The sequence below is a fragment of the Siphonobacter sp. SORGH_AS_1065 genome (assembly GCF_030818595.1).
Classification (GTDB): Bacteria; Bacteroidota; Bacteroidia; order Cytophagales; family Spirosomataceae; genus Siphonobacter.
Genome location: NZ_JAUTAM010000004.1, coordinates 148,219 through 170,195 on the forward strand (window position 1 = coordinate 148,219; position 21,977 = coordinate 170,195).

13 protein-coding genes, 2 tRNA genes and 1 CRISPR repeat array are annotated in these 21,977 nt (G+C 45.9%); of the genes, 4 read left to right on the forward strand and 11 right to left on the reverse strand.

The window, feature by feature from the left end; translation table 11 throughout:
* Window positions 1-3: 3 nt before the first annotated feature.
* The 4 genes from QE390_RS01475 to QE390_RS01490 form a co-directional block, all read right to left on the reverse strand.
* Window positions 4-909 carry a sterol desaturase family protein gene (locus QE390_RS01475; protein ID WP_307140815.1) on the reverse strand — a complete coding sequence of 302 codons (906 nt, stop codon included), beginning with the start codon at window positions 907-909 and terminating at the stop codon, window positions 4-6.
* A gap of 147 nt (window positions 910-1,056) precedes the next feature.
* Window positions 1,057-1,848: a DUF1080 domain-containing protein gene (locus QE390_RS01480; protein WP_307140816.1), complete on the reverse strand. Its 792-nt coding sequence runs from the start codon at window positions 1,846-1,848 to the stop codon at window positions 1,057-1,059.
* A 48-nt stretch (window positions 1,849-1,896) separates the two neighbouring features.
* A complete protein-coding gene (locus tag QE390_RS01485; RefSeq protein ID WP_106637575.1) occupies window positions 1,897-2,682 on the reverse strand; it encodes a bifunctional 2-polyprenyl-6-hydroxyphenol methylase/3-demethylubiquinol 3-O-methyltransferase UbiG in 786 nt (261 codons plus the stop codon).
* A gap of 246 nt (window positions 2,683-2,928) precedes the next feature.
* The gene (locus QE390_RS01490; protein WP_307140817.1) at window positions 2,929-4,575 is read right to left on the reverse strand and encodes a DUF6345 domain-containing protein; all 1,647 of its coding nucleotides are present in this window, start codon (window positions 4,573-4,575) and stop codon (window positions 2,929-2,931) included.
* 304 nt (window positions 4,576-4,879) lie between these two features.
* Between QE390_RS01490 and QE390_RS01495 the strand changes: the two genes are divergently transcribed.
* Both QE390_RS01495 and QE390_RS01500 read left to right on the forward strand, forming a co-directional pair.
* Complete coding sequence (locus QE390_RS01495) at window positions 4,880-5,755, forward strand: aldo/keto reductase family oxidoreductase (RefSeq protein ID WP_106637573.1); 876 nt, start codon at window positions 4,880-4,882, stop codon at window positions 5,753-5,755.
* Window positions 5,756-5,889: 134 nt separating this feature from the next.
* Window positions 5,890-6,564, forward strand: a complete 675-nt coding sequence (locus tag QE390_RS01500) for an HAD family hydrolase (RefSeq protein WP_106637572.1) — start codon at window positions 5,890-5,892, stop codon at window positions 6,562-6,564.
* Window positions 6,565-6,777: 213 nt separating this feature from the next.
* Window positions 6,778-8,251: a CRISPR direct-repeat array (repeat unit 30 nt; unit sequence GTTGTAATCGTACCTGACTGGAATTGAAAT).
* A gap of 187 nt (window positions 8,252-8,438) precedes the next feature.
* On the opposite strand, the gene QE390_RS01505 is transcribed toward QE390_RS01500, so the two are convergent.
* The 4 genes from QE390_RS01505 to QE390_RS01520 are packed head-to-tail and all read right to left on the reverse strand — an operon-like array spanning window position 8,439 to window position 15,417.
* Window positions 8,439-10,733: a hypothetical protein gene (locus tag QE390_RS01505; RefSeq protein ID WP_307140818.1), complete on the reverse strand. Its 2,295-nt coding sequence runs from the start codon at window positions 10,731-10,733 to the stop codon at window positions 8,439-8,441.
* Between the two features lie 12 nt (window positions 10,734-10,745).
* Window positions 10,746-11,882 (reverse strand): DUF4249 domain-containing protein, encoded by a 1,137-nt coding sequence (locus QE390_RS01510; RefSeq protein ID WP_106637570.1) that lies wholly within the window; start codon window positions 11,880-11,882, stop codon window positions 10,746-10,748.
* A gap of 50 nt (window positions 11,883-11,932) precedes the next feature.
* Window positions 11,933-14,698, reverse strand: coding sequence for a TonB-dependent receptor (locus QE390_RS01515; RefSeq protein ID WP_106637569.1), 2,766 nt, complete (start codon window positions 14,696-14,698; stop codon window positions 11,933-11,935).
* A complete protein-coding gene (locus tag QE390_RS01520) occupies window positions 14,695-15,417 on the reverse strand; it encodes a hypothetical protein (RefSeq protein WP_307140819.1) in 723 nt (240 codons plus the stop codon). Before QE390_RS01520 ends, QE390_RS01515 begins: the two co-directional genes overlap by 4 nt.
* Before the next feature lie 345 nt (window positions 15,418-15,762).
* On the opposite strand from QE390_RS01520, the gene QE390_RS01525 reads away from it, so the two are divergent.
* Both QE390_RS01525 and QE390_RS01530 read left to right on the forward strand, forming a co-directional pair.
* The gene (locus QE390_RS01525; protein WP_307140820.1) at window positions 15,763-19,152 is read left to right on the forward strand and encodes a ThuA domain-containing protein; all 3,390 of its coding nucleotides are present in this window, start codon (window positions 15,763-15,765) and stop codon (window positions 19,150-19,152) included.
* A gap of 296 nt (window positions 19,153-19,448) precedes the next feature.
* Complete coding sequence (locus tag QE390_RS01530) at window positions 19,449-20,144, forward strand: porin family protein (RefSeq protein ID WP_307140821.1); 696 nt, start codon at window positions 19,449-19,451, stop codon at window positions 20,142-20,144.
* A gap of 390 nt (window positions 20,145-20,534) precedes the next feature.
* On the opposite strand, the gene QE390_RS01535 is transcribed toward QE390_RS01530, so the two are convergent.
* The 3 genes from QE390_RS01535 to QE390_RS01545 form a co-directional block, all read right to left on the reverse strand.
* Window positions 20,535-20,608 (reverse strand) — tRNA-Asp (locus tag QE390_RS01535).
* Window positions 20,609-20,648: 40 nt separating this feature from the next.
* Window positions 20,649-20,722: transfer RNA gene (locus QE390_RS01540), tRNA-Asp, on the reverse strand.
* Window positions 20,723-20,881: 159 nt separating this feature from the next.
* Window positions 20,882-21,859, reverse strand: coding sequence for a Gfo/Idh/MocA family protein (locus tag QE390_RS01545; RefSeq protein WP_106637566.1), 978 nt, complete (start codon window positions 21,857-21,859; stop codon window positions 20,882-20,884).
* Between the last annotated feature and the right edge of the window lie 118 nt (window positions 21,860-21,977).

A 21,977-nucleotide genomic window follows, 5' to 3' on the forward strand; every position in this document is an offset into this window, starting at 1 on the left:
TGATCAGTGAAATACCTCTTTTCCCATCGGTGATTTTTCACCGATTTGCCGAAGCTGATTTGAGGTTAACGTACTGCCATCATGCGACCAGCCGGGTGGAGCAAAGATGTAGTTGAATTTATCCTTCCAGTCCAATCCGGGTTTGCTCAGGTCTTCGGCGAGGTGTCGCCATTCATCAAAAGCAACGTCCGTAAATTTCTGGCTGGGCAGGGGTTTGGTTAATCCAAAATACGTTGGATCGTTAGGATCTTCTTCGGCATACGTTCCGAAGATTTTATCCCAGATAATGAGCACCTGACCCATGTTTTTGTCGAGGTAATTCACATTGGAGGCGTGATGTACGCGGTGATGCGATGGGGTTACCATGAATTTTTCCAGGAAGCCAAGCCTCCCTACCGTTTCGGTATGCAGAAAAAACTGATAGGTCTGATTTACTGCATAGATGAACATGATATGCAGGGCATCAAAACCCAGCAAAGCCGCCGGAACATAAAACAAGTACCGATAAAGGGGTTGAAACATTGACGAACGCAGGGCTACCGTCAGGTTATACCGTTCGGCGGAATGGTGCGTAGAATGCACCGCCCACAAGACGCGGCAGTAATGTTCGGCCCGGTGTAACCAGTAAAAGCAAAAGTCCTGAGCAAAGAAAACGCCTGCCCAGGCCGCCAGGGGATGTTGCTGCCAGAAATCCCAAAGTGGAGAAAACCGGGCCAGCCCATCAAGCACAAAAAAGGTAAGCCCTTTCATGAGCACGTCCATGAGCAAACCGCCCAGGCCCAGCAGCAGACTATTACGGGTTTCCTTGAAATTATACAATCCAAGGCGTTCGCGATGCGAGATGTAAAGCTCCAGTACAATAAAAATAATGTACACTGGAGTAGTGATGAAGGTAAATATACGTTCCATGGCAATCAAGGTGTTACTCTAAGCACCTTGCAAAAATGCAACAAATCGTTTTTATTTTTCCTTCAAAATATTAAAACGGAATTAGAATTAAGAACGACGCCCGCTTTCTATTTCCGTTTTAATGCAACTTGGCTATATCCTGAATCCTTACTTGCGTTTAGCTTTCGCAGGAGTTAAATCCATGATTTCTACCTTCCTGAAGTCAATGGGCTGCCCTTCGCTTTGAAGAGCGATAAAACCCGAACTCAAGATTTTACCATCTATTTTCTGCTTGGGATCATATCGATTAGCTACGTCGCCGCCAATCTGGGGCTTGGAATACTCCAAAACGACTTTCCCATTGATGATGTGCTGAATCAGCGAGTCTCCAAGTACAATCAACTCCGCCCGAACCCACTCATCTTTACCATAGGTCTTAGAGTCAGAATCGATGCAGTGGCGGGTATCCAGCTTGCCTTTGTAGACAATGTTAGTTCCGGGCGAACACATATTACCCGTAGGACGGGCTTTGCCGTCACCTAAGCCTGCAAGAAATTGCATTTCAATGGAAATGGGCCAGTCCTGCTCTTTGGGCATGGTTCGGGGGTCTTGCGAATGGAACATCACTCCACTGTTTAATTCCGTATACGAGGGAGCATCCTTCCGCCAGGGATCAACAAAACGGTACTCAACCACCAGATGGTAATGCGAGAATGGCGTCTTGTAATACAGGTGACCATACTGTTCGTTGAATTTGTCGTACTGATCGTAACGAACTTTGATCACCCCATCTTCCACCCGAAAGGTATTCCCGTAATTCACCCCCACATCGTGATGGTGAATCTTTACGATCCAGTCCTTAATGTCTTTGCCATTGAACAGAGGAACCCATTTTTTCTGCTGAGCCTGCGTGGGCTGTAGGGCAAGCAGAAGGAATAAACCAACTAGAAAACGCTTCATTTACTGGGGATTAAGAGGTAAAAAGGAGTATTTAAAACAGAAAAGTCGTTAGATTTTAATCGCTTTCAGAGCATAGACCAGCGGAATTTTTCCTTCATAAGGCTGAATCTGAAACTTTCCGGGTTCTACTTCAACGGTTTCAGAGAAGCAGTTATAAGGGGAATAATCAAACTCTTCAAAAGACTGAATTTGCAGCCCATGCTTCAGCAGGTTTCCCATCACTTCCGATAAGGAATGATTCCAGCCCACAGTTTCGGTGGTAATGGGAGCTTCGGGATCGGCATAAGTGCCGGAAATGACTTCCTCGATAGCTTCTTTATTGAAGTAAGAATATTGCAGGTAACGAAAGTTCTCATTGAACATCCAGACAACGGGATGAAATTCAACAAAAACGAGCTTGCCGCCGGGTTTTAAATGTCGGGCAATGACCTCGGCCCAACGATCCATATCGGGTAACCAGCCAATGACACCATAACTGGTAAAAACTACATCAAATTGCTGATTAAGCCGCAAATCGTACACATCAGAACAGATGAATTCGGCATTGAGCAGGTTCATTTGAACAGCCAGCGACTGAGCCGAATATATGGCTATATCTGATAAATCTACGCCCGTAACCCAGGCTCCCATGCGGGCTAAGGAGAGCGAATCCTGTCCGAAATGGCACTGTAGATGCAAAATACTCTGGTCCTGAACGTCGCCTAAAAGATCAAGTTCAATGGATTTTAGCGAGGAGGCTCCCTTCAAAAAACCTTCTAAATCGTAAAAATCAGACTTCAGATGATACAGGGTTCGCTGGTTCCAGCTATTTCGGTTTTTCTCCAGATAATCCATTGGAATCGGTCATTTGAAAAATCAAGTTAGGAAAAAACTGGATAAAGCAGTTCTTCAGATGTATTAAGTAGTTAATAGTTTAGGGTGGTCCATTGATCGACTGATGTTCAGTATTTTTCAACTGAACCATCTATTATTAACTAATGACAAGTACTTACCCCTTTTTTTTAGCGGTCCGTGTACTCATAAAAAATTCCCGAAAGCCTTGAGCCTTCGGGAACTAAAGCGTAAGTATTATTCTGATAATCAAGCAAAAAGAGGCACCCGAACTTTATACCTTTTAGCGGTTAACGTACCGCTGGCTCTTTCATAATCCCGTTGTACAACGATTCCGGCGGATTGAGCACCCGAGAAATCGTATCCCGTTTTAGACTCCAGTAAGGTCGCATCCAGCGTCTTGCTGGTTTCACGCAGCACTCCTTCCGAAGTTAGTTTTTGCTGGAACTGTTGGTTCAGTAAGGCTTCGTCAGACCATAAGGCAGAAGCAGCGTTTTTAGGAATCCCGGGCATCAAACACGGCACGGAAGACGTTCCTTCCACCACTCGGGTGGAGTTATGCAGGTGCGTCACCGTTCCGTCATTATCAACGGTCACCATCACAAGTCCATGATTCGCATTTACGCTATCCAGACCATTGGCTGTCTGACGAAAAACCACCGTTGTATCCGAGACAAAGGGCTCTTCCAGCCGACCACTTCCTTCCCGCGTACCGGCCTGCATCATCGTAGGTCGAAGACTGTCAAATTTCAGCGTAATCCCCTCCCGCTCAAAGTTTAAGTCCTTGATCCATTTTTGGGCAATCGTTATGGCCCTGTCTTTTGCTATGGCTCTGGTATTTCCCAGATTTGCGGTGGCTAGGGTCGCCTGAAAACGGCCATCCTCGTCCACCAGCAATCGGCCTTTCCCATTCAGAACGGCTAAACTACCATCCTTGAGAAAACCCATATTTTCTACTTCTTTTCGGGAAAAGCCTAGTTCCGAAGCCAGTGCTGCGACTCTTTTTTCATCAAACTGACGGGCTCCCAACAGTAATACCTCCAGTTGCGTGGGCTTCTGTAACTCAGCCATCATCGGAAAGGGCTGGGTAAAGCCTCCGGTCCAACTCCAGGCCCACCAGTTTCGGGCCACAGCCGACCATTGAAACAAACGTTCCGTGTTCAGACGCTGGAGGGCTTCCTGCTGATTACTGCCCGAAGTGGCAACCGTTGCAATCTGGTTATGAGCGATGGCCCAGGAAGCATTAATCCAGGCATTTCGGAAGGTTTGTCCTGCATTGTAATTTTTACCAAAGTTTTTCCCGTAATCTGCGTGATCGTAACTGTTGGTATGAAACCCAAAAATCATCCGCAACCCCTGATTGGTGGGACTATCCCAGGTACTCCAGGGAGCCAGGTGATTCGGATTGTCGGGAACTACATCGGGCACCTTCAGGGACTGGCAGGTAGACCAGAATAAATATTTAGCCGTTTCATTCCCCACCCGCATCCGGGTAGAGGCCGCCTCATTCCGATTGTCCCACGTGCCACCCATCGGCACAAAGTAGTTACCATTGCTGAAATCCATCCCGCCATGTCCCGAATGATAGAAGATCAATACCGCATCCTGACCATACGTATCCTGCCAGTTATCAAAGGTTTCCTCGTAGGCCCAAACGTTGACACCCCCATCTTGATACCAGAAATTTCCCCGATTCCAGGTGCCTAACCAGTCCAGAAAACCTCTGGCGTCGGCGTGGGTGTGAGTAAGATTGGCATTTTGAACGCCGCTGGCATCCACATATTGCGGAAAAATCTGGATGCTGTTCGCTCCATATACATCATCAGAACCGCCCAGGTTGAGGCTCTGGAAATGCTCGGCCAAGGGGGTCGGTAATTGCATTCTAACTAATTTCATTGAAGTCGGTCTTAAAGGTTGAATCTTTGATTAAACCCCATGCTTTTGTTTCTGCATCAAGGGTCAGTCAAAGTTCGCTGCCCTCCTCCGACTGATCAATCCCTTATTTAGGTGATCACCGAGCCGTGGTCTAGTCTTTTTCGGGCCTTCATACGTTCACTTCGTTACCGCTCCGGCAAAAGCCCGAAGGTTTGCCGGAGTAATATGCTTTCTACATTGTTCTCTTTTGAGAAAATACTACTTTTGACATTATGACCTGGCGTATACCCCACGGCAGGCCCATCCAATCAATTTCGACCACAGTATGCAAAGAGTTTATTTAAGTGATTCTGGCCCGAAGGTTTCCGAAGCGATTTACGGATTCTGGCGTTGGGAAGACCAGGGAAATGAAACCCTCAAAACGATGGAGCAGGTCGTAAACCTGTGTCTGGAGTTAGGTATCAATACATTCGATCACGCGGACCGCTACGGTAACTATACCAGCGAGGAATACTTCGGTAAGATTATTCAGCAAAAATCGGTTAAACGCGAAGACCTCGTTTTGTTTAGTAAATGTGGCATTCGCCGTTCCAATCGTGGTTTTTCATATTTCGATAACTCTCGGGATTACATCATAGAAAGCGTAGAGAATTCGCTTCGCCGCCTGAAAACAGATTACCTCGATATTTTCCTGCTGGATCAGTTGGATCGCTTAGGCCATCCTGAAGAAACCGCCCGTTTATTAATGGAACTGGCGAAATCTGGCAAAATCAAGCATATTGGGGTGAGTAACTTCACGGTTTTTCAGCATCAGTTACTGGAATCAAACCTGAAACGTCCCATTGTGACGAATCACATTGAACTCAGTCTCTCGAACACTTCGGCCATCGAAGACGGACGGCTGGATTTCATTAAACAGCGTTTCAGTAAACCACTGGTTTGGGCTCCGCTGGCGGGTGGGGAAATCCTGAACGGAACGGATCATAAATCGGCAGTATTACGGGCGAAACTGGAAGAAATTGGTCGGAAATACGACGCCAACATCGAGCAAATAGCCGTAGCCTGGTTGTATCAACTGGGAACGCTGCCCATTATTGGCTCACTATCCGAAGCCCGGATTCGTAATGCCGTAAGTGCCTCGGCTATCAAGCTTTCGCACGAAGACTGGTATGAGCTTTACAACACTACGCTGTTGAAATAACTATTCCGGTGGCTCAGGGTAACCTGGCCACCTTTTTTGTGCCCATTGCTTTTAAAAATCATTTATACCACCGACATTTTAATCTCTAGATTCTATGGTTTCTATCCCTAAACCTTTCTTCTCTTTCCCTTACTATGAAACCCTATTCCCTCATTTTATTTGATTATGACGGTACCCTTTGCGACTCACGTGAGGCTATTTTAGCGACGTTTGAGCGTACATTCCAATACTACCAGGAGCCTACTCCCCCGCTGGAAAAATTACATCAGGTCGTAAGTCATGGACTCATTATGCCCGAAGCTTTTAAAGTTTTAAAGCCAGAATTAACCCCTGAGGGCATTACGGAGTGGGTCAAATCTTACCGGGATCTTTACGATCAGAATGCGTATCATTTAGTGAAGCCTTTTCCGGGAGCCAAAGCGTTATTAATGAACTTAAAAGCACGCGGAAAAACTTTATTGGTGATGAGTAATAAGGGCATTCGTTCCATCGAAATGTCGCTGGATTATCTGGGCTTTACGCCATACATTACCCTTTCGCTGGGAGATGGTAGTCCTTTGTTGGCCGGACTGGATAAAAAGCCTAATCCCATTAGTTATACGAAGGTCATTCAGCCTGCTTTTGCCCATACTACCTCCGCTCAGACGTTGATGGTGGGCGATACGACGATGGACATTCAATACGCTCATAACTGCGAAATTGATTCCTGCTGGGCTGCTTACGGATTTGGTTCTGCCGAGGCCATTCGCCCGCTAAAACCCACGTACGAAGTAAATGCATTGAGTGAACTGGAGAAGATTATTGAGTAATTCAAAAGCGTCGATCGGTTCATTACCTGCGTCATGTAATGACTAAAACAGTCCAAATGGTCTTCTAAACGCTGATTTCCAGCCTTAAAGACAGTCGTCGATCGCCTAGCAAAATCTTATCATTACAGATCGACGATTTTTAAAGCTTATTTCTGAGAGAACAACCTCTTTGATTTAGCTGGGAAGGCTGTTTTTTGAGTAGCTTACGGATGGGTTGTAATCGTACCTGACTGGAATTGAAATATACCACATCACCTAAGATTCCGGCTTTTTTCAGCCGTTGTAATCGTACCTGACTGGAATTGAAATAGAGCTGAATTTTGTATTTGAACTAAATCGGTTTGGTTGTAATCGTACCTGACTGGAATTGAAATGGGGCAAAGCATCTTTCGTGTTCGTCCAGAGCTTTGGTTGTAATCGTACCTGACTGGAATTGAAATGACGAAGCTGATAAACGAAGGCTTTATAATGCGTTGTTGTAATCGTACCTGACTGGAATTGAAATCGTTCTCATAACAAACATTAGAATCATACCCGTACCGTTGTAATCGTACCTGACTGGAATTGAAATGAGGCGGCTAAGGTAATTATTCCTACCCAAACGGGAGTTGTAATCGTACCTGACTGGAATTGAAATTCAGCTCTACTCAGATTTACGCCAAAATCGTCGATGGTTGTAATCGTACCTGACTGGAATTGAAATATCCTAATCTTGGCGTCAGCGTGAAAGCGGCCTATCGTTGTAATCGTACCTGACTGGAATTGAAATATAGACACGTAAGAGTAAAAGCCAAGAGGCTGAAATGTTGTAATCGTACCTGACTGGAATTGAAATAAATATGACCCCGGCTAACTTGGATAGCCTGAGAACGTTGTAATCGTACCTGACTGGAATTGAAATGTACTTGCTTAAATTGCTCCTCGAACTACTCTGCAGTTGTAATCGTACCTGACTGGAATTGAAATCCTACTGGAGAAGGCTCATCAGAAATGACAGGATCGTTGTAATCGTACCTGACTGGAATTGAAATTTTGCAATGTCCGCGTATGTGATACCGGCCCCTGCCAGTTGTAATCGTACCTGACTGGAATTGAAATTTAAGCATTAATTGAAAAGCATCCTTCAGTCGTTCTGTTGTAATCGTACCTGACTGGAATTGAAATGATGTAGCCATATACCATTGCCTACCTCCGTCCCATGTTGTAATCGTACCTGACTGGAATTGAAATTTCTCTACTACGGTAAAATCTAGGATCAATTTAGGTTGTAATCGTACCTGACTGGAATTGAAATAAATATTCATCCGGTTACATTTTTCATTTGTAGGAGTTGTAATCGTACCTAGTTGGAATTGAAATTACAAGATCGCTCCCGCAGTTCCAGCTACTATTTTGTTGTAATCGTACCTAGTTGGAATTGAAATTTTGAGACAATAGCGGAAAAGAAAACTTAGCCGATGTTGTAATCGTACCTAGTTGGAATTGAAATTGAATAAGCAAACCCGTAAACGCATTGGAGAATTAATTTATAATCGCACCTAGTTGGAATTGAAATGAGGCGGTTGAATTTCGTATTGAAGGCTTTCTGAAAGTTATAATCGCACCTAGTTGGAATTGAAATCGGACGAGCTGAAGGTAATCTATAATGCCCAGGGCGGTCTTAATCGTACCTAGTTGGAATTGAAATTTGCGGCTCTCTTGAAAGGCAAAGCACAGGCTCGGGACGCTTATCGGTTATTAGAGGAGTTATAAGATTAAAAGCTACGATATGAGCGGAAGCGGATTTATAATAGCACCGGGCAGGGAATTAAAATAATAACCAAGTCAAAGCCCCTAGTTTTCACTACACCCCATCTCTATTCACCCCTACCTCTCTAATTAACCTCATTTTTCTTCACCTCAAACGTATACGTCTGACTACCGCTTAGGCCAGACTGGCTGATGCCCTGTACGACCACGCGGTAATGCCCCGACAGATCGGAAGTAAAGAACTGTAACTTTTGCTGACCGTGGGCCTGCGGTTCCCAGAAGAGTAAGGAACGAAAATCGGCGATGCGGCTCTCTCGTTGGGCGGGTGTGTCGTAACGGGGTGAGTAAAAATCTCTTCCGGCCTGAACCCCTTCGTAAGAAGTGACCAGTCCTTCGGGCTGATAGCCAGCAATGTCGCCTTTGTAGCTCATGAAACTAACGATTCCACTAAACACCGCAGAACCTAATACATACCGCTTGTTGACAATGTCCAGCCGCTTGATTTTCAGTGGGTCGATAGCCAATAACTTGTTCAGCTCGAACATGGGTACGCCGTCGAGCAGTACCATCGGCGGCGTGGTAAAGTTATATTCCGTACGTCCCACCATCAGGAAACGGAAACGTCCCTGCGAGCGTCGCACGTCCACTTCGGGTACGTATTCCCGCATGACTTCTTCCAGCACCGGAAACCGCGTGTAGGCATCGAGGTAATAGGTACGATCCGCTTTGCCATAAAAATAAGCGGTATCGGAAGCAACGGCATTGGTATAAAGCGGCATATAGGCATTGCGAACCTGCATGTCGATACTACGATTCAGTAAGGATTCCTGCTCTTTAGGGTTGAAGGCAAAGCCGGGTAAGCTCCGGGAAGAATACTGATCCGAAAACGAACTTTCCAGTTCCACCTGATGCAGACTATCCGCTGGTTGAACAACGACTTCGTTCAGGCCCGAAAAATGACGCATTTCAAAAAATACCCGCCCTGCGGAGTCACTAATGGCGGGATAAAGCCACAAATCCCGACCCGGAGCATTCATAAACACCGCCGCTCCCTTCACGGGGTTTCGGTTCATATCCGTTACTTTTCCAAAAACAATATGTTCCTCATGCTCAGGAACGTACTTCATCTGCGGCCCCTGAACAATAGTTTCCCAGCGGAATCGGCTCCAGCCATGCGTCAACATCACCAGATCAGTCTCGGCGGCGGGATTATTTACGTAATAGGCCGGAGATTCAACCGTTCCTTTCAAATCCGAACTGAGCCAGAGGTAACTATACACGTCTTCGGATTCGCCCTGATCCAATGAATCCAGTCGATATACTGATACCGATAAATCACTGGAATCAGCGGCTTGCAAAGCCAATGAAACTGCCTGACGAGTGGCATACACGGGCTTATCCGTCTGCACCTGAATGGCTAGTTTCTGCTTCGGACGTTTGAAGTAAAGTCGCTCGCAAACGGGCTGCTGCTGGGCGTTAAATAGGGTAATGTGCGAAATGCCTTCGTCTAACTGAGCCAGCGGCACCTGAAAACGAGCTTTCCCATTTTGTAACCGCTGACGTTCGCTGAATTTCACGGATTGCCGCGTATGAACCAATGCATACACGGACTCTTCCATTCCTGAAGACTCCACCTCAAGGGTTAAGTCCTGATTTTGAGAATGCTGAACGTGGAGAACGTATCCTTTTTCCTGAACCGCAGGGAGGGAAACGGACTGCTCATTTTTTCCGGCATACGTCAACACGGCGTGGTAACTCTCTCCCGCTTTCGGGGTAAACTCAAACGTTCCCATTCCCATTTGTCGCGGCTGAAAGCGAACAATCGTGTCATTACGCTCATTCACAAGGGCTCCCGAAAAATGCACGCCCTTCCCCGACTCATTAATCCCCCGAAAGGCAACGGTACTTTTCAGATTCTGAACCAGATGCCCGCCTTCTGGAAAAAACTGAAGATCCAGCTCGGACGTACCCGCTTCAGCAGGAATTTTAGTGAAGGTATTAACAATACTAATCGTCTTCTCGAAGTAAAGTTCCGGGCTGAAATTCTTCATCCAGTGGGTATAAGCCCGCAGGGTATAATGCCCCGACTGAATGGTGGCTGGTAATACCAGCATGCCATTACCCGATCCTTTTTTCAGCGAAACTTTGCTTTGCAGAACAACGCCGTGACTTAAATCCAGCAGCTCCACGTAGGCCACTTTACTTAAATCCATTGACTGATGCGTTTGCCCATTCAGGGCGTACACTTTAAACCATACACTTTCGCCCACGACGTAATATGAACGGTCGGTATGAACGTATAATTTTTCCTGAACGGCCTGACGGTTGTACGCATCGAAAGCCTGACGTACAGATTCCTGAGCCAGAAGCTGTGGAGCCCAAAGCCCCATACCAAGCAAAATAAATAATCGTAGCTTCATCGAATAAGGATATTAAAACCAGACAGGCTTTTTCAGTCCGCCACCCAGAAACCGACAATCCGCACAGGTAGCAGGAGCCATAATATAGGATAAAGGCGTACCGGGTTCGTCAATGATTTGAATCAGTTTCTGGCTTAAATCAGAAGTCATCATGACCTCCGTGGCATCCAGCGTATCGAAAGGAGCACTACAGCTAGGGTACGTTCCGGGATACCAGCCACCCAACTGATAAGGAGTAACCGTGAGCCGTTTTTGCTGCTCGGTACCGGCACTAAAGAAACCGAACACCAACTCGCTGGCATCGTTAGTGCAATGAATATTGCCCGTTAACACCGAAGGTTGCGGGTCGAAGAGGCCCCCTGTCGTCTCGGTTGTTCGGGCCAGCATATCCCAATATTCATAAGCCTCCTGCGATAAGGCATATTGTTTCACCAACAAACTATACTTGATTAACAACTTGTCACTAGCGTTATCAACCAAAACCAAATTCTGATTCATGATCCGATCCTGAGCCAGCTTCGCCGAGGTTCCAATGAAAATCTTCGACGAAAGATCCGTTCGCCAGCAACGGTAAGGGATCAGTACCCGGGGATTGATTTTCTTTAATCCCCCCGCAACTGAATCCTTACTGTACAAAGCACTCGTGTACTCCCAGGTTTCCTCCGTCTTCCAGCGGTAGAACCAGGTATTGTTATTCGGGTCATGCGTATTCACTCGAAAACGCATGATTCTATTGGCCCGATCGGCCTGAAAGGTAATACTGTCAATGGCCGGAGCCTGCTTCACCTGTACCAAATCCGAGGCGTATTCCTTCCCATCGCGGGTATTAATCTGAAGACTAAATTTCTCGGAAGTAAGGTAATTCCGTGGGGCCAGGGTATAACGTCCCGGCTTAACTTCATTCAATTGTAGCGTTGTTCCCTTGTCACCCACGATGCGAACCCTTGCTCCCGTTTCGTTCGTAGAAGATTCCAAACTATTCAGCGACTGGGTGCGTGACAACAGAATCGTAGTCGTGTCGCTACCCACATTGAGGAAGCCGCTAACGACCAGATAACGGCCATCGGCGAAATCCTGAGATGGCTTGAACGGATCAATACACCCGGCCACTAGCAATCCCAGAAAAAAGAGTAAAAGCCCGTATTTCATTTGAATATCGTCAAGATTTACAACCTGCTAACCAGCGTAAAATCTGTGTTTTAGAATTTAAAATTGTAAGTAATGCTCGGAATCGGCTGGCCAAAAATGGAAAGCTTATAGCCTTTTATCTGCCTGCCTTCGGTTAAGAAAAACACCGAATACGGATTCTTGCGACCCAGCAGGTTATACACCGAGAACGTCCAGGAACTGTGAGCCAGCTTTCTGACCTTATGATTGCCTTCAATGTTAATACCTACGTCCGCCCGAATGTAATCTGGAATGCGAGCCTGATTTCGTTCGGCGTAGTAAATCCGTAGCACGCCATCCATGTAATACTGCCCGCGAGGCGGCGTGTAGGGTCGGCCCGTGCTATAGGTGAAGTTCATGGAAAAGCTCAGCCGACGATTGACCCGGTAGTTACTGATCAAGGAAAAATCGTGCGGTTTATCGTAGTTGGCAGGATAATAATTACCATGGTTCGGAGCATCCGCAAGCGTCGGATCGCTGGCTTTCAGTAAGGTTCGGGAATAGGTATAACTGGCCCAGCCATTGAGTTTCCCGGTTAACTTTTTCAGTAATACTTCCACGCCGTAAGCCTTACCAATGGCAGAAATAACAGCCGTTTCAATCTGCTTATTCAGGATTAATGAATCTCCACTTTTATAATCCAGCACGTTACGTAAGTGCTTGTAATAACCTTCCACCGAAAGTTCAATTGAACCCGAACGCAGGTTTTTATACAAGCCTAAAGAAAACTGCTGTCCTACTTGCGGTTTCAGGTAAGGATCACTCAATTTCCAAACGTCCGTGGGCGAAATAGCCGCGGTATTGGAAAGCATCTGAATGTATTGGCGAGTGGTATTAAATCCAGCCTTGACCGATAACGTAGACGAAGCCATATACCGGAGCGATAAACGATATTCCGGTCCCATGTAATTCTGAATAACATTACCCGAACCATAGGAGCGGAAACCAGTCGTATATAACTTATCAATAGGTAATCCTTCGGCGTATTGAGCTACATTTCTAGGACCTAAATATTGAAACATGGAAAGGCGAATACCACCGGTAATAGCGAGGGCTCGATTGACATCATACCGCTCCGAAAAGTACACCGCACTTTCTACGCCTTGCTCCGGTTCCATCAATTCTGGTTTTACAAGAGATCCCTCGCCTCGGGGGTAAAAAGAACCCGGCTGAACCTTGTAGTGAATCGAACTAATCCCAAAATCCATGGTATGTTTTGTATTCGGGATGTAACTAAAATCAGCCTTTATATTTGCCTGATTAATACCAAACTTCAGGTTATACGCATTAATCGGGAATTGCTCTCCCTGAATGTCATACCGATAACGGGTATAAGCTCCGGTAAAGGTTCCGAATAATTTAGGATTAAAGATTCGCTTCCATTTAATCGAGGCTAACTGGCTTTCGTACCGGTAGGTAGTATCTGAATTAAACTTGAAGTGATCATTACTGATATATCCCATAATCATCAGACTACTTTTCTGATTGATTTCGTGATTCACCTGAACATTCACGTCATAAAAAGAGGCCCGGCTTTTGTTATAGCGTTCGTCGGTTACTTGCTTTAAAATCCAGTTGGAGTAAGACGAGCGGCCACTCACCATAATCGACGTCCGGTCTTTGATAATCGGTCCTTCAAGCGTTAATCGCCCGGTTAATAATCCGATGCCACCCGACCCCGAAAATTTCTTTTTATTCCCTTCCCGAGTTGTTATATCCAGCACCGACGATAAGCGACCGCCCAGTCGAGCCGGAATATCGCTTTTGTATAATTCAATTTCCTTTAGAATATCAGGATTAAAAGCTGAGAAAAAGCCGAATAAGTGCGAAGGATTATAGACGGTCGCATCGTTAAATAAAATCAGGTTCTGATCGGTAGAGCCACCCCGTACGTTCAGCCCCGTGCTGCTCTCCCCTACTGATTTCACGCCGGGCAGAGTTAATACTACCCGCAAGGCATCCGTTTCGCCAAAGGCCGTCGGTACCTGCTTCATCGTCTTAATGGTCAGTTTTGACACGCCCATCTGGTTACTCGAAACGCTGGCATCCAAGTCTGATTTGACCAGAATTTCCTTCAAAGCGGTAATACTTTCAACCATTTCGATATTTAGCGTACCGTTAGAATACAACACAATCTGCCGTTGCGATTCCCGCATTCCAATGCTTCGCACCCTGAGCGTATGACGACCTCGCGGCAGGGTTAGACTGTAATTGCCAAAGGCATCCGTAGAGGTTCCGGCTGTAGATTTTTCTACCGTAATGTAAGCCCCAATCACGGGTTCACCCGTAACAATATTTCGGACAGAACCGCTAACGGTCGCGTTGCCGGGTTTGATTCGGTACGTTTTTATGCCAATATCATACACCTTGCTTTCAGCCGTTGAAAGCAGTCGGGCGGTTAATTCTTTATCGTGAAAATCGTAGGAAATGGTAGTATCTAATTCTCGATTGGCATCAAAAACGCCCTTGGGTAAGGTCGTGATAATGGGTCGATCTTTGGTAATAAAAATATGATGCTGAGCATCAATCGCATATTTCAAATCGGTATCCTGAAAAACCTGATTCAAAAAAGCGGGTAAAGACTTTTGGGTGACGGATGCGGTCACAAATACACTATCCGTATCGGTCTGATTATAATAGAAGTAGTAGTCAGAGTTACTTTCAATCACTTTTACGAAGTTCCGAAAGCTTAATCCGGTTACGCTTCCGCTCACGGTTTTTCCATCAAAAGAAAGTTGAGCCGAAACCTGAAAACTAAATAAACCTGACAAAAAGAAAAGAAGGAGAAGTTTTTTCATCTGATTTGATCGTAGTATGCCGCCATTTCACCGATAGACTTTTCCCGGTTTTCTTTGTATAATTTGCCTCGCATAAATCGCCTGACTTCCCGTTTTTTATCACCCAATAGTTGAAGTACCGATTTTTTACTTTTGACCTGATGGTATTTCTGATCTTTAAGAATGTAATACCGATCATCAATATTGTAGATAATCTGAACGGTCCTGTCCGAAAGGTCTTCCGTACGGGTTTTGAATCGCTTGCAGTATACTTTCGTTTTTCCGTCGTAAATAACTTCGTAATAACCCGGATTGATTCCTTTGCTAAGTCTGGTAAAACGATGCCCATGAATGGTGAAACCCGATAAGTCTTCTGGACTTAACATGATTCGATTTAGCCCGTCATGATTCTGAATGACATAAATATCCCGATGAATATCATAGACTGCATGTACGCCATCGTAAGAATATCCATTGTAAACAATAGAGGTAGTATCCCAGTCTAATGATTCAAAAAACTGGTGGCCTATAGGACGGAATTCCTGAATCGTATATTCTCTACCGTTAAAGTAACGGGCGTTCAGGAACGTAGCTTTGTGGTATTGTTGAATGGCAGATTCTTGAGCTGTTAATACGGCTAGCGAATCCGTCTTTTGTGCAAATGCTAAAGTAATGCCCCCGAACAAATAAATGAAGTACAGAAACCTGAATAGGCTTTTTCGGAGGGGTACGAGCGACATAATTTTCAGATAGGCTTTAAATAGATGGAAGTATATTCAGAATTCGAAGGTATAAAAATAAAAGTCAATTCAATGGGTTTACTACTTCTTTGAGATATAGATTTCTTTTTTAGCGACCAGCTTCAACGTTAAGCCTACTGATTTTTGAGAGACATACCCTTTTTTCTAAATCAAGTCCATGCTTGGCAGGGGTTCGTGGTTTTCCTGCGGCTAAAACAAATCTGCCTTCCTGATGGTCTATTCGAAATATTCGGTTCATTTTTATAGTCCAGAACCAGCTTAAATTGTCAACTATACACTTAAAACTCCTTATCTTTGAGTACGATCTCTAAACTATTAATTCTTATGCGTCTCTCCGCGTGGCAACGAGCCCTCTGGCTTTGCCTCTTGCTATTGCCAGCTCTGGTTAAAGCTCAGGTTACCGAAAATCCCCTAAAGGGTAAAAAGGTATTAGTCTTTTCAAAAACGGTTAAGTTCCGACACAGCTCCATTCCGCAGGGTATTCGCTGCATTGAAGCCTTAGGTCGCAAGCACGATTTTACGGTAGATGCCACCGAAAATTCCGCAGCCTTTACCGAGGACAACCTCAAAAAATACAAGGCAGTCATTTTCCTCAGCACGACGGGAGATGTTCTGAACGACAGCCAGCAGGCAGCCTTCGAACGTTACATTCAGGCTGGTGGGGGCTATGTAGGCATCCACGCCGCCGCCGATACCGAATACGACTGGCCCTGGTACGGGAAGCTGGTGGGTGGCTGGTTTCTCTCCCACCCCGGTAATCCCAACGTTCGGACGGGAGACATGACTGTTCGCGACAAGAACCATCCCGCAACGGCAGAATTACCCACGACTTTCAAGCGTACCGACGAATTCTACGACTATAAGAATGTAAATCCTGACATTAAGGTGCTCATTACCGTCGATGAAAAGTCATACGGCGATTCAAAAATGAACGCTGGCGAAAACCACCCGATGGTCTGGTATCATGAATTTGATGGCGGTCGGATGTTCTACACGGCTTATGGTCACACCGATGAGACGTTCATGGAACCGCTTTTCCTGCAACACCTTTGGGGAGGTTTACGCTGGGCCTCAGCCGGAGCATCGCTCGACTACAAAAAAGCTAAAACGCAACGGGCACCCGAAGAGAACCGTTTTTCTCGTCAAACCATCGACGAAAAATTATACGAACCTACGGAGTTAGCCGTTCGGGACGGAAAGGTTTTTTATACCCAGCGTCGCGGTGAAATTCGGTATTACGATCCAAAGAAAAGCTCGAAAGTAAAGTCGCTGGATACGGTTAAGGTTTACAAGGAATTTGAATATGGTTTGATGGGCATTAACCTGGATCCGAAATTTGAAGATAACCACTGGATGTATTTGTATTATTCTCCTTCCGCGGCGAAATACGGAGCAGACACGGCCAACCGACTGGTGCGGGTGAAGTTTGATCCAGCGAACGAAAAGATTAACTGGAACACCGAACAGGTTTTACTCCGTGTACCTGTCAAACGCGACGGCTGCTGCCATACCGGCGGTTCGATTGAGTTCGACAAAGTGGGTAACTTATACCTTTCTACGGGTGACGACACCAATCCTTTCGACTCGGAAGGCTTCTCGCCAAGCGATGGCCGGGAAGGCCGCCGGGGGTATGATGCCCGGGCTACTTCCTCAAACACCAATGATTATCGGGGTAAAATTTTAAGAATTAAACCTAACGACGACGGAACGGCGGGTTACAGCATTCCCGAGGGGAACCTCTTCAAAAAAGGAACGGCTAAGGCCTTGCCCGAAATTTACGTGATGGGTAACCGCAACCCTTACCGCATTTCGGTCGATCAGCACAACGGTTACCTGTACTGGGGCGAAGTAGGCCCGGATGCCGGTAATGACATTGAAGGTCGCGGGCCACGCGGACACGATGAGGTAAACCAGGCCCGGCAGGCGGGTTACTTTGGCTGGCCCTTGTTTGTAGCGGATAACCGGGCGTATAACAGATACGATTTCGAAAAGAAGAAATCAGGTGAAAAATACGATCCGTCGAAGCCCATTAACGACTCGCCCCATAACACGGGTTTGAAGGAGTTACCCCCGGCTCAGAAACCAATGATTTATTACCCCTACGCCGATTCGCCAGAGTTTGGGGAAATCGTGGGTAAAGGTGGACGTAATGCCATGGCAGGGCCCGTTTATTACTGGGAAGATTATGACGCCGATTCGAAGGTGAAATTTCCGGAATTCTATCAGGGTAAATTTTTCAGTTACGACTGGATTCGGGATTACATCAATATCGTAACGATGAAGCCTAACGGCGATTTACAGAGTATTGAACGCTTCCTGCCCGATTGGAAATTCTCGCACCCCATTGATATGCAATTTGATCGGGATGGGTCGCTGTACATGCTTGAATACGGACCGAACTGGTTCGCTCAAAACGACGAGGCCCGCCTGACTCGCATTACGTATAATGCCGGAAATCGTCCGCCGGTAGCGGTAGCCCAGGCAAACAAAGAAGCCGGAGCGGTTCCTCTACAGGTAACGTTTTCTTCCAAAGGTTCGATGGATTATGAAGGTGATGCCTTGAGTTATGAATGGACCATTGCGGGTAAAAAATTCAAAACGCCAACGGCAACTTATACCTTCACCAAGCCCGGTACCTATAAGGCGACCCTGAAAGTTACGGACGCGGCAGGCCATACTAGCCAGCAAGCCTTGGAAGTAACGGCAGGCAATGAGTTACCCAAAGTGGAACTGGCCGTTAAAGGCAATCAGACTTTCTACTTTAATAACCAGCCCGTTACTTACGAAGTGAAGGTTTCGGATAAAGAAGACGGTTCGCTGGCTACGAAGAAAATCCCCGAAGAAGATGTAATGGTAAATATCAACTTCCTGGAAGGTTTCGATAAAACCATTATCGCTCAGGGGCACCAGATGAATACGAGCTTCTCGACGGGCAAACGCCTCATGGAACTTTCGGATTGTAAAGCCTGCCACTCCATCGATAAGAAATCCATTGGGCCTTCTTACCGCGACGTCGCGAAAAAGTACAAAGGCCAGGATGTACAGAACCGGCTGATTACAAAGGTCATCAACGGCGGAGCGGGCGTTTGGGGTGAACAGCCCATGAGTGCTCACCCCCAACTCAGCAGAGCTGACGTCGGCGAAATGGTGAAGTACATTCTAAGCCTGAGCGACCAGAAGAAAATGAGCCAGCCCGTGAAAGGTAATTACGTTCCGCAGGATAATGGCAAGAATGGAACGTACATTTTTGCGGCCAGCTATACCGACCGGGGAAAAGGTGCCATTGCTCCTCAAACGGTTCAGAAGACGGCTACGTTGCGTAGCTCTAAGGTTCCGGCGTTGAGTAACGATGTGTCGAAATACATTCAGACGATGAACTCCCGGGAACTGAAGAAAAACCTGGCAGTAGCTACTACTACTGGCAGTTACATCGGCTTTAAAGCAATTGACCTGACCAATATTGGGGCATTAGTTTTCAACGCCGTAACGGTTCCTGGCAAAGCCGCAGGGGGCACAGTGGAAGTTCGTTTGGGCTCTCCGACCGGAAAAGTCATTGGTCAGGCGACCATTCGTGAAACGGGTGAAACAAAGGCTACCCTTGCTAGTATACCAGTCACTCGTTCCAGCGATCTTTATCTGGTATTCATCAATCCAGAGGTTAAGGATAATCAGGATTTATTTGCACTGGATACCATCGAATTCCAGAAAAAATAAATTCAAATCTGTATTTCATTACTCAAAAATCCGGGCCTTTACAGACCCGGATTTTTATTTGGGTTACGGGTCTGATTTTTCCTAATCAGGCTTGCTCTTTTTAAACGCGAACGCATTTCCAGGCCATACGCGATGAATCGCATCTCCACATGGAAAATTTGAAAGTCTATTTAACCCTGGTATGACCGTTATTCTTCCGTCGAAATAATCATAAGTACTTACCATCACAAAATACTTATTTATCAAACCTTTTGGCATTATTTTTTAAGTACAATGAGTTTTAAAACAACTCACGTATGAAACGCTTATCCATTGTACTTGCCCTTTTACTGGGAATTGTCGCTACAAGTCAGGCTCAGTATCGTTACTATCGCTATCCTAGCTCGTCCAAAAAATCTACTCATCGATATAATCATCGCGATGAGTTCAAACGTCAAAGCTATTTGGGTTTTAAAGTTGGCGGCACGCACACGGCATTAATTAACAACAACCGTCCGATTGAACTGGGACTCGCTCCCGACTTTCAGGGAGGTTTGGCCGCTAAACTAGCCTTAGGTGGTTTTTTAGCCTTACAACCTGAGATTCTTTATACCCAAAGTACAACCAAGTATTTCGGGCAAAATCAGAATTCCAGAATAACCCGTTCCAGTGTAGATGTACCGATTCTTTTTCGTTTTTCATTCGGTAACACGACGCAGTTTTTTATCAATGCCGGTGCCCAGGCGAGTTATGCCCTAGATACCAAAACCAAATATCCTGGACAGCCCGAAGAAACGCTGGAATATGAAAAAGACGACTTCAACCATCGTACGGGTTATGGAGCTGCGGGAGGCATGGGCGTGGCCATTAACAGTCATTATGGTCAATTCTTGATTGAAGCCCGGGGATATTACCCCATGGGTGACTTCGCCAACGGCTGGTTAAATCAACCTGAAAATCGAATGCTAAATGTAGGTTTATCGATTGGGTACTTGGGAAGATTGGGACGGTAACTCACTTACCTGTTAAAAAAGCTTCTGGGTAGTCCAGAAGCTTTTTTATTGACCTATCATTCCGCGGCATGGTAAAGGAAAGTACTCCTAAGCCTAGGCAAGGTCCTTCGCTTCGCTCTGGATGACAGAAGAGGAGAACAAAAGCCTATTCTAGAAGTAAAAAAAGACCTCGCCTCTGTCATTTCGAACGCAGTGAGAAACCTTACTAGGTAATGCGTACTAGTTTGAAGTAAGCAGTTATTTTTTGATTGAGAAAGTTTTCTTGAAGTCAAGCAAGTTTCTTCGCTCTCGATAGAATAAGGAAAAGAACTAAATTAATAATGATCCTAGAAAGAATGCTGCTAAAGCCCTAATGCAAAAAGCCTGATAACTTGCGTTACCAGGCTTTTGCGGTCCGGACGGGGCTCGAACCCGCGACCCCCTGCGTGACAGGCAGGTATTCTAACCAACTGAACTACCGGACCTTTGAGGCACTGTACTGTAATCTTTTTGTCACTAAACTTGCGGTCCGGACGGGGCTCGAACCCGCGACCCCCTGCGTGACAGGCAGGTATTCTAACCAACTGAACTACCGGACCATTCTCTTTGTTCTGACGACTTATCCGTCGAACTGGGTTGCAAATATAGGGGTTTAAAAACGCCTTTGGCAAGTCCCAGAGCAAAGAAAATTCATTTTTTACGATATTTTTTTTCACCAGGATTGATTACCAATCACTTACCAGCGAAAAATTTTTTAACTATTTTTCGTCACCAGGATACACAACTCCAATTTGTCTCCGAATGTCAACCAGACTCTCCATTAATTCAATACTAAACGAATGCGGTAATAAGGGACTTTCGGTTAATCCTTCGCTGATGCAATTTTGCACGTGCTCGGCTTCATACGCATAACCCCAGCCTATACGTTCCGTTGAGATACTTTGTGGCATGGCATCTTCAGGGTATAACGTCAGCCCGGTCGTTTCGTGAAAACGGCTTTGAATGAATAACTGACCTTTAGTCCCGTAGATCGTACAGGTCGTGTCCGTCTTTGCGGCAAACGTAGAGAACAGGCTGGCGGTAGCTCCTGAGTCGTAACGCAGGGCCATCGAGCAGTTCATATCTACCCCTGTTTCGGTGATTGTGCCTAAGGCTTTGATCTCGGCGGGAACGCCCAGTAATAACTTGCTAATGAAAAGTGGATACAAACCGATGTCATACAACGAACCACCCGCCAGGTCGCGGTTAAATAAGCGTTTGGTAACGTCATATTCCGCTTTAAAGCCAAAATCTGCCTGCACGTGGACAATCTCTCCTATTTGTCCCGACTGAACGATTTCCAGCGTTTGCAGAATGGCTGGGTGAAACCGGGACCAGATCGCCTCCATCAGAAAAAGCTCCTTCTCTTTGGCCAGTGCCGTCATTTCCCGCACCTGCTCGGTGTTCAAAGCAAAGGCTTTCTCACAAAGCACGTGTTTTCCAGCATTCAGACACAACAGCGTATGCTCATAGTGTTCAGAGTGTGGCGAGGCCACATACACCACCTGCACATCGGGGTCATTGACCAGTTCCTGATACGAACCATAGGCTTTGGCTACGCCGAATTCTTCAGCAAAGCCAATGGCCCGATCCAGGCTACGCGAGCCTACGGCAACCATTTTTGATCCAGCAACGTACTGTAAGTCCTCGGCAAATTTGCGGGCGATGTGTCCGGGTGCAAGAATTCCCCAATTCATGGATTAAATAGATTTAGGATATACGTTGATAAGTGTAAAACTTCAGGCATGAAGAAGGCTGGTGCAAAGCCAGCCTTCTTCATCATCTTTCAAAACTACAAGTTAAATTATTATAGTT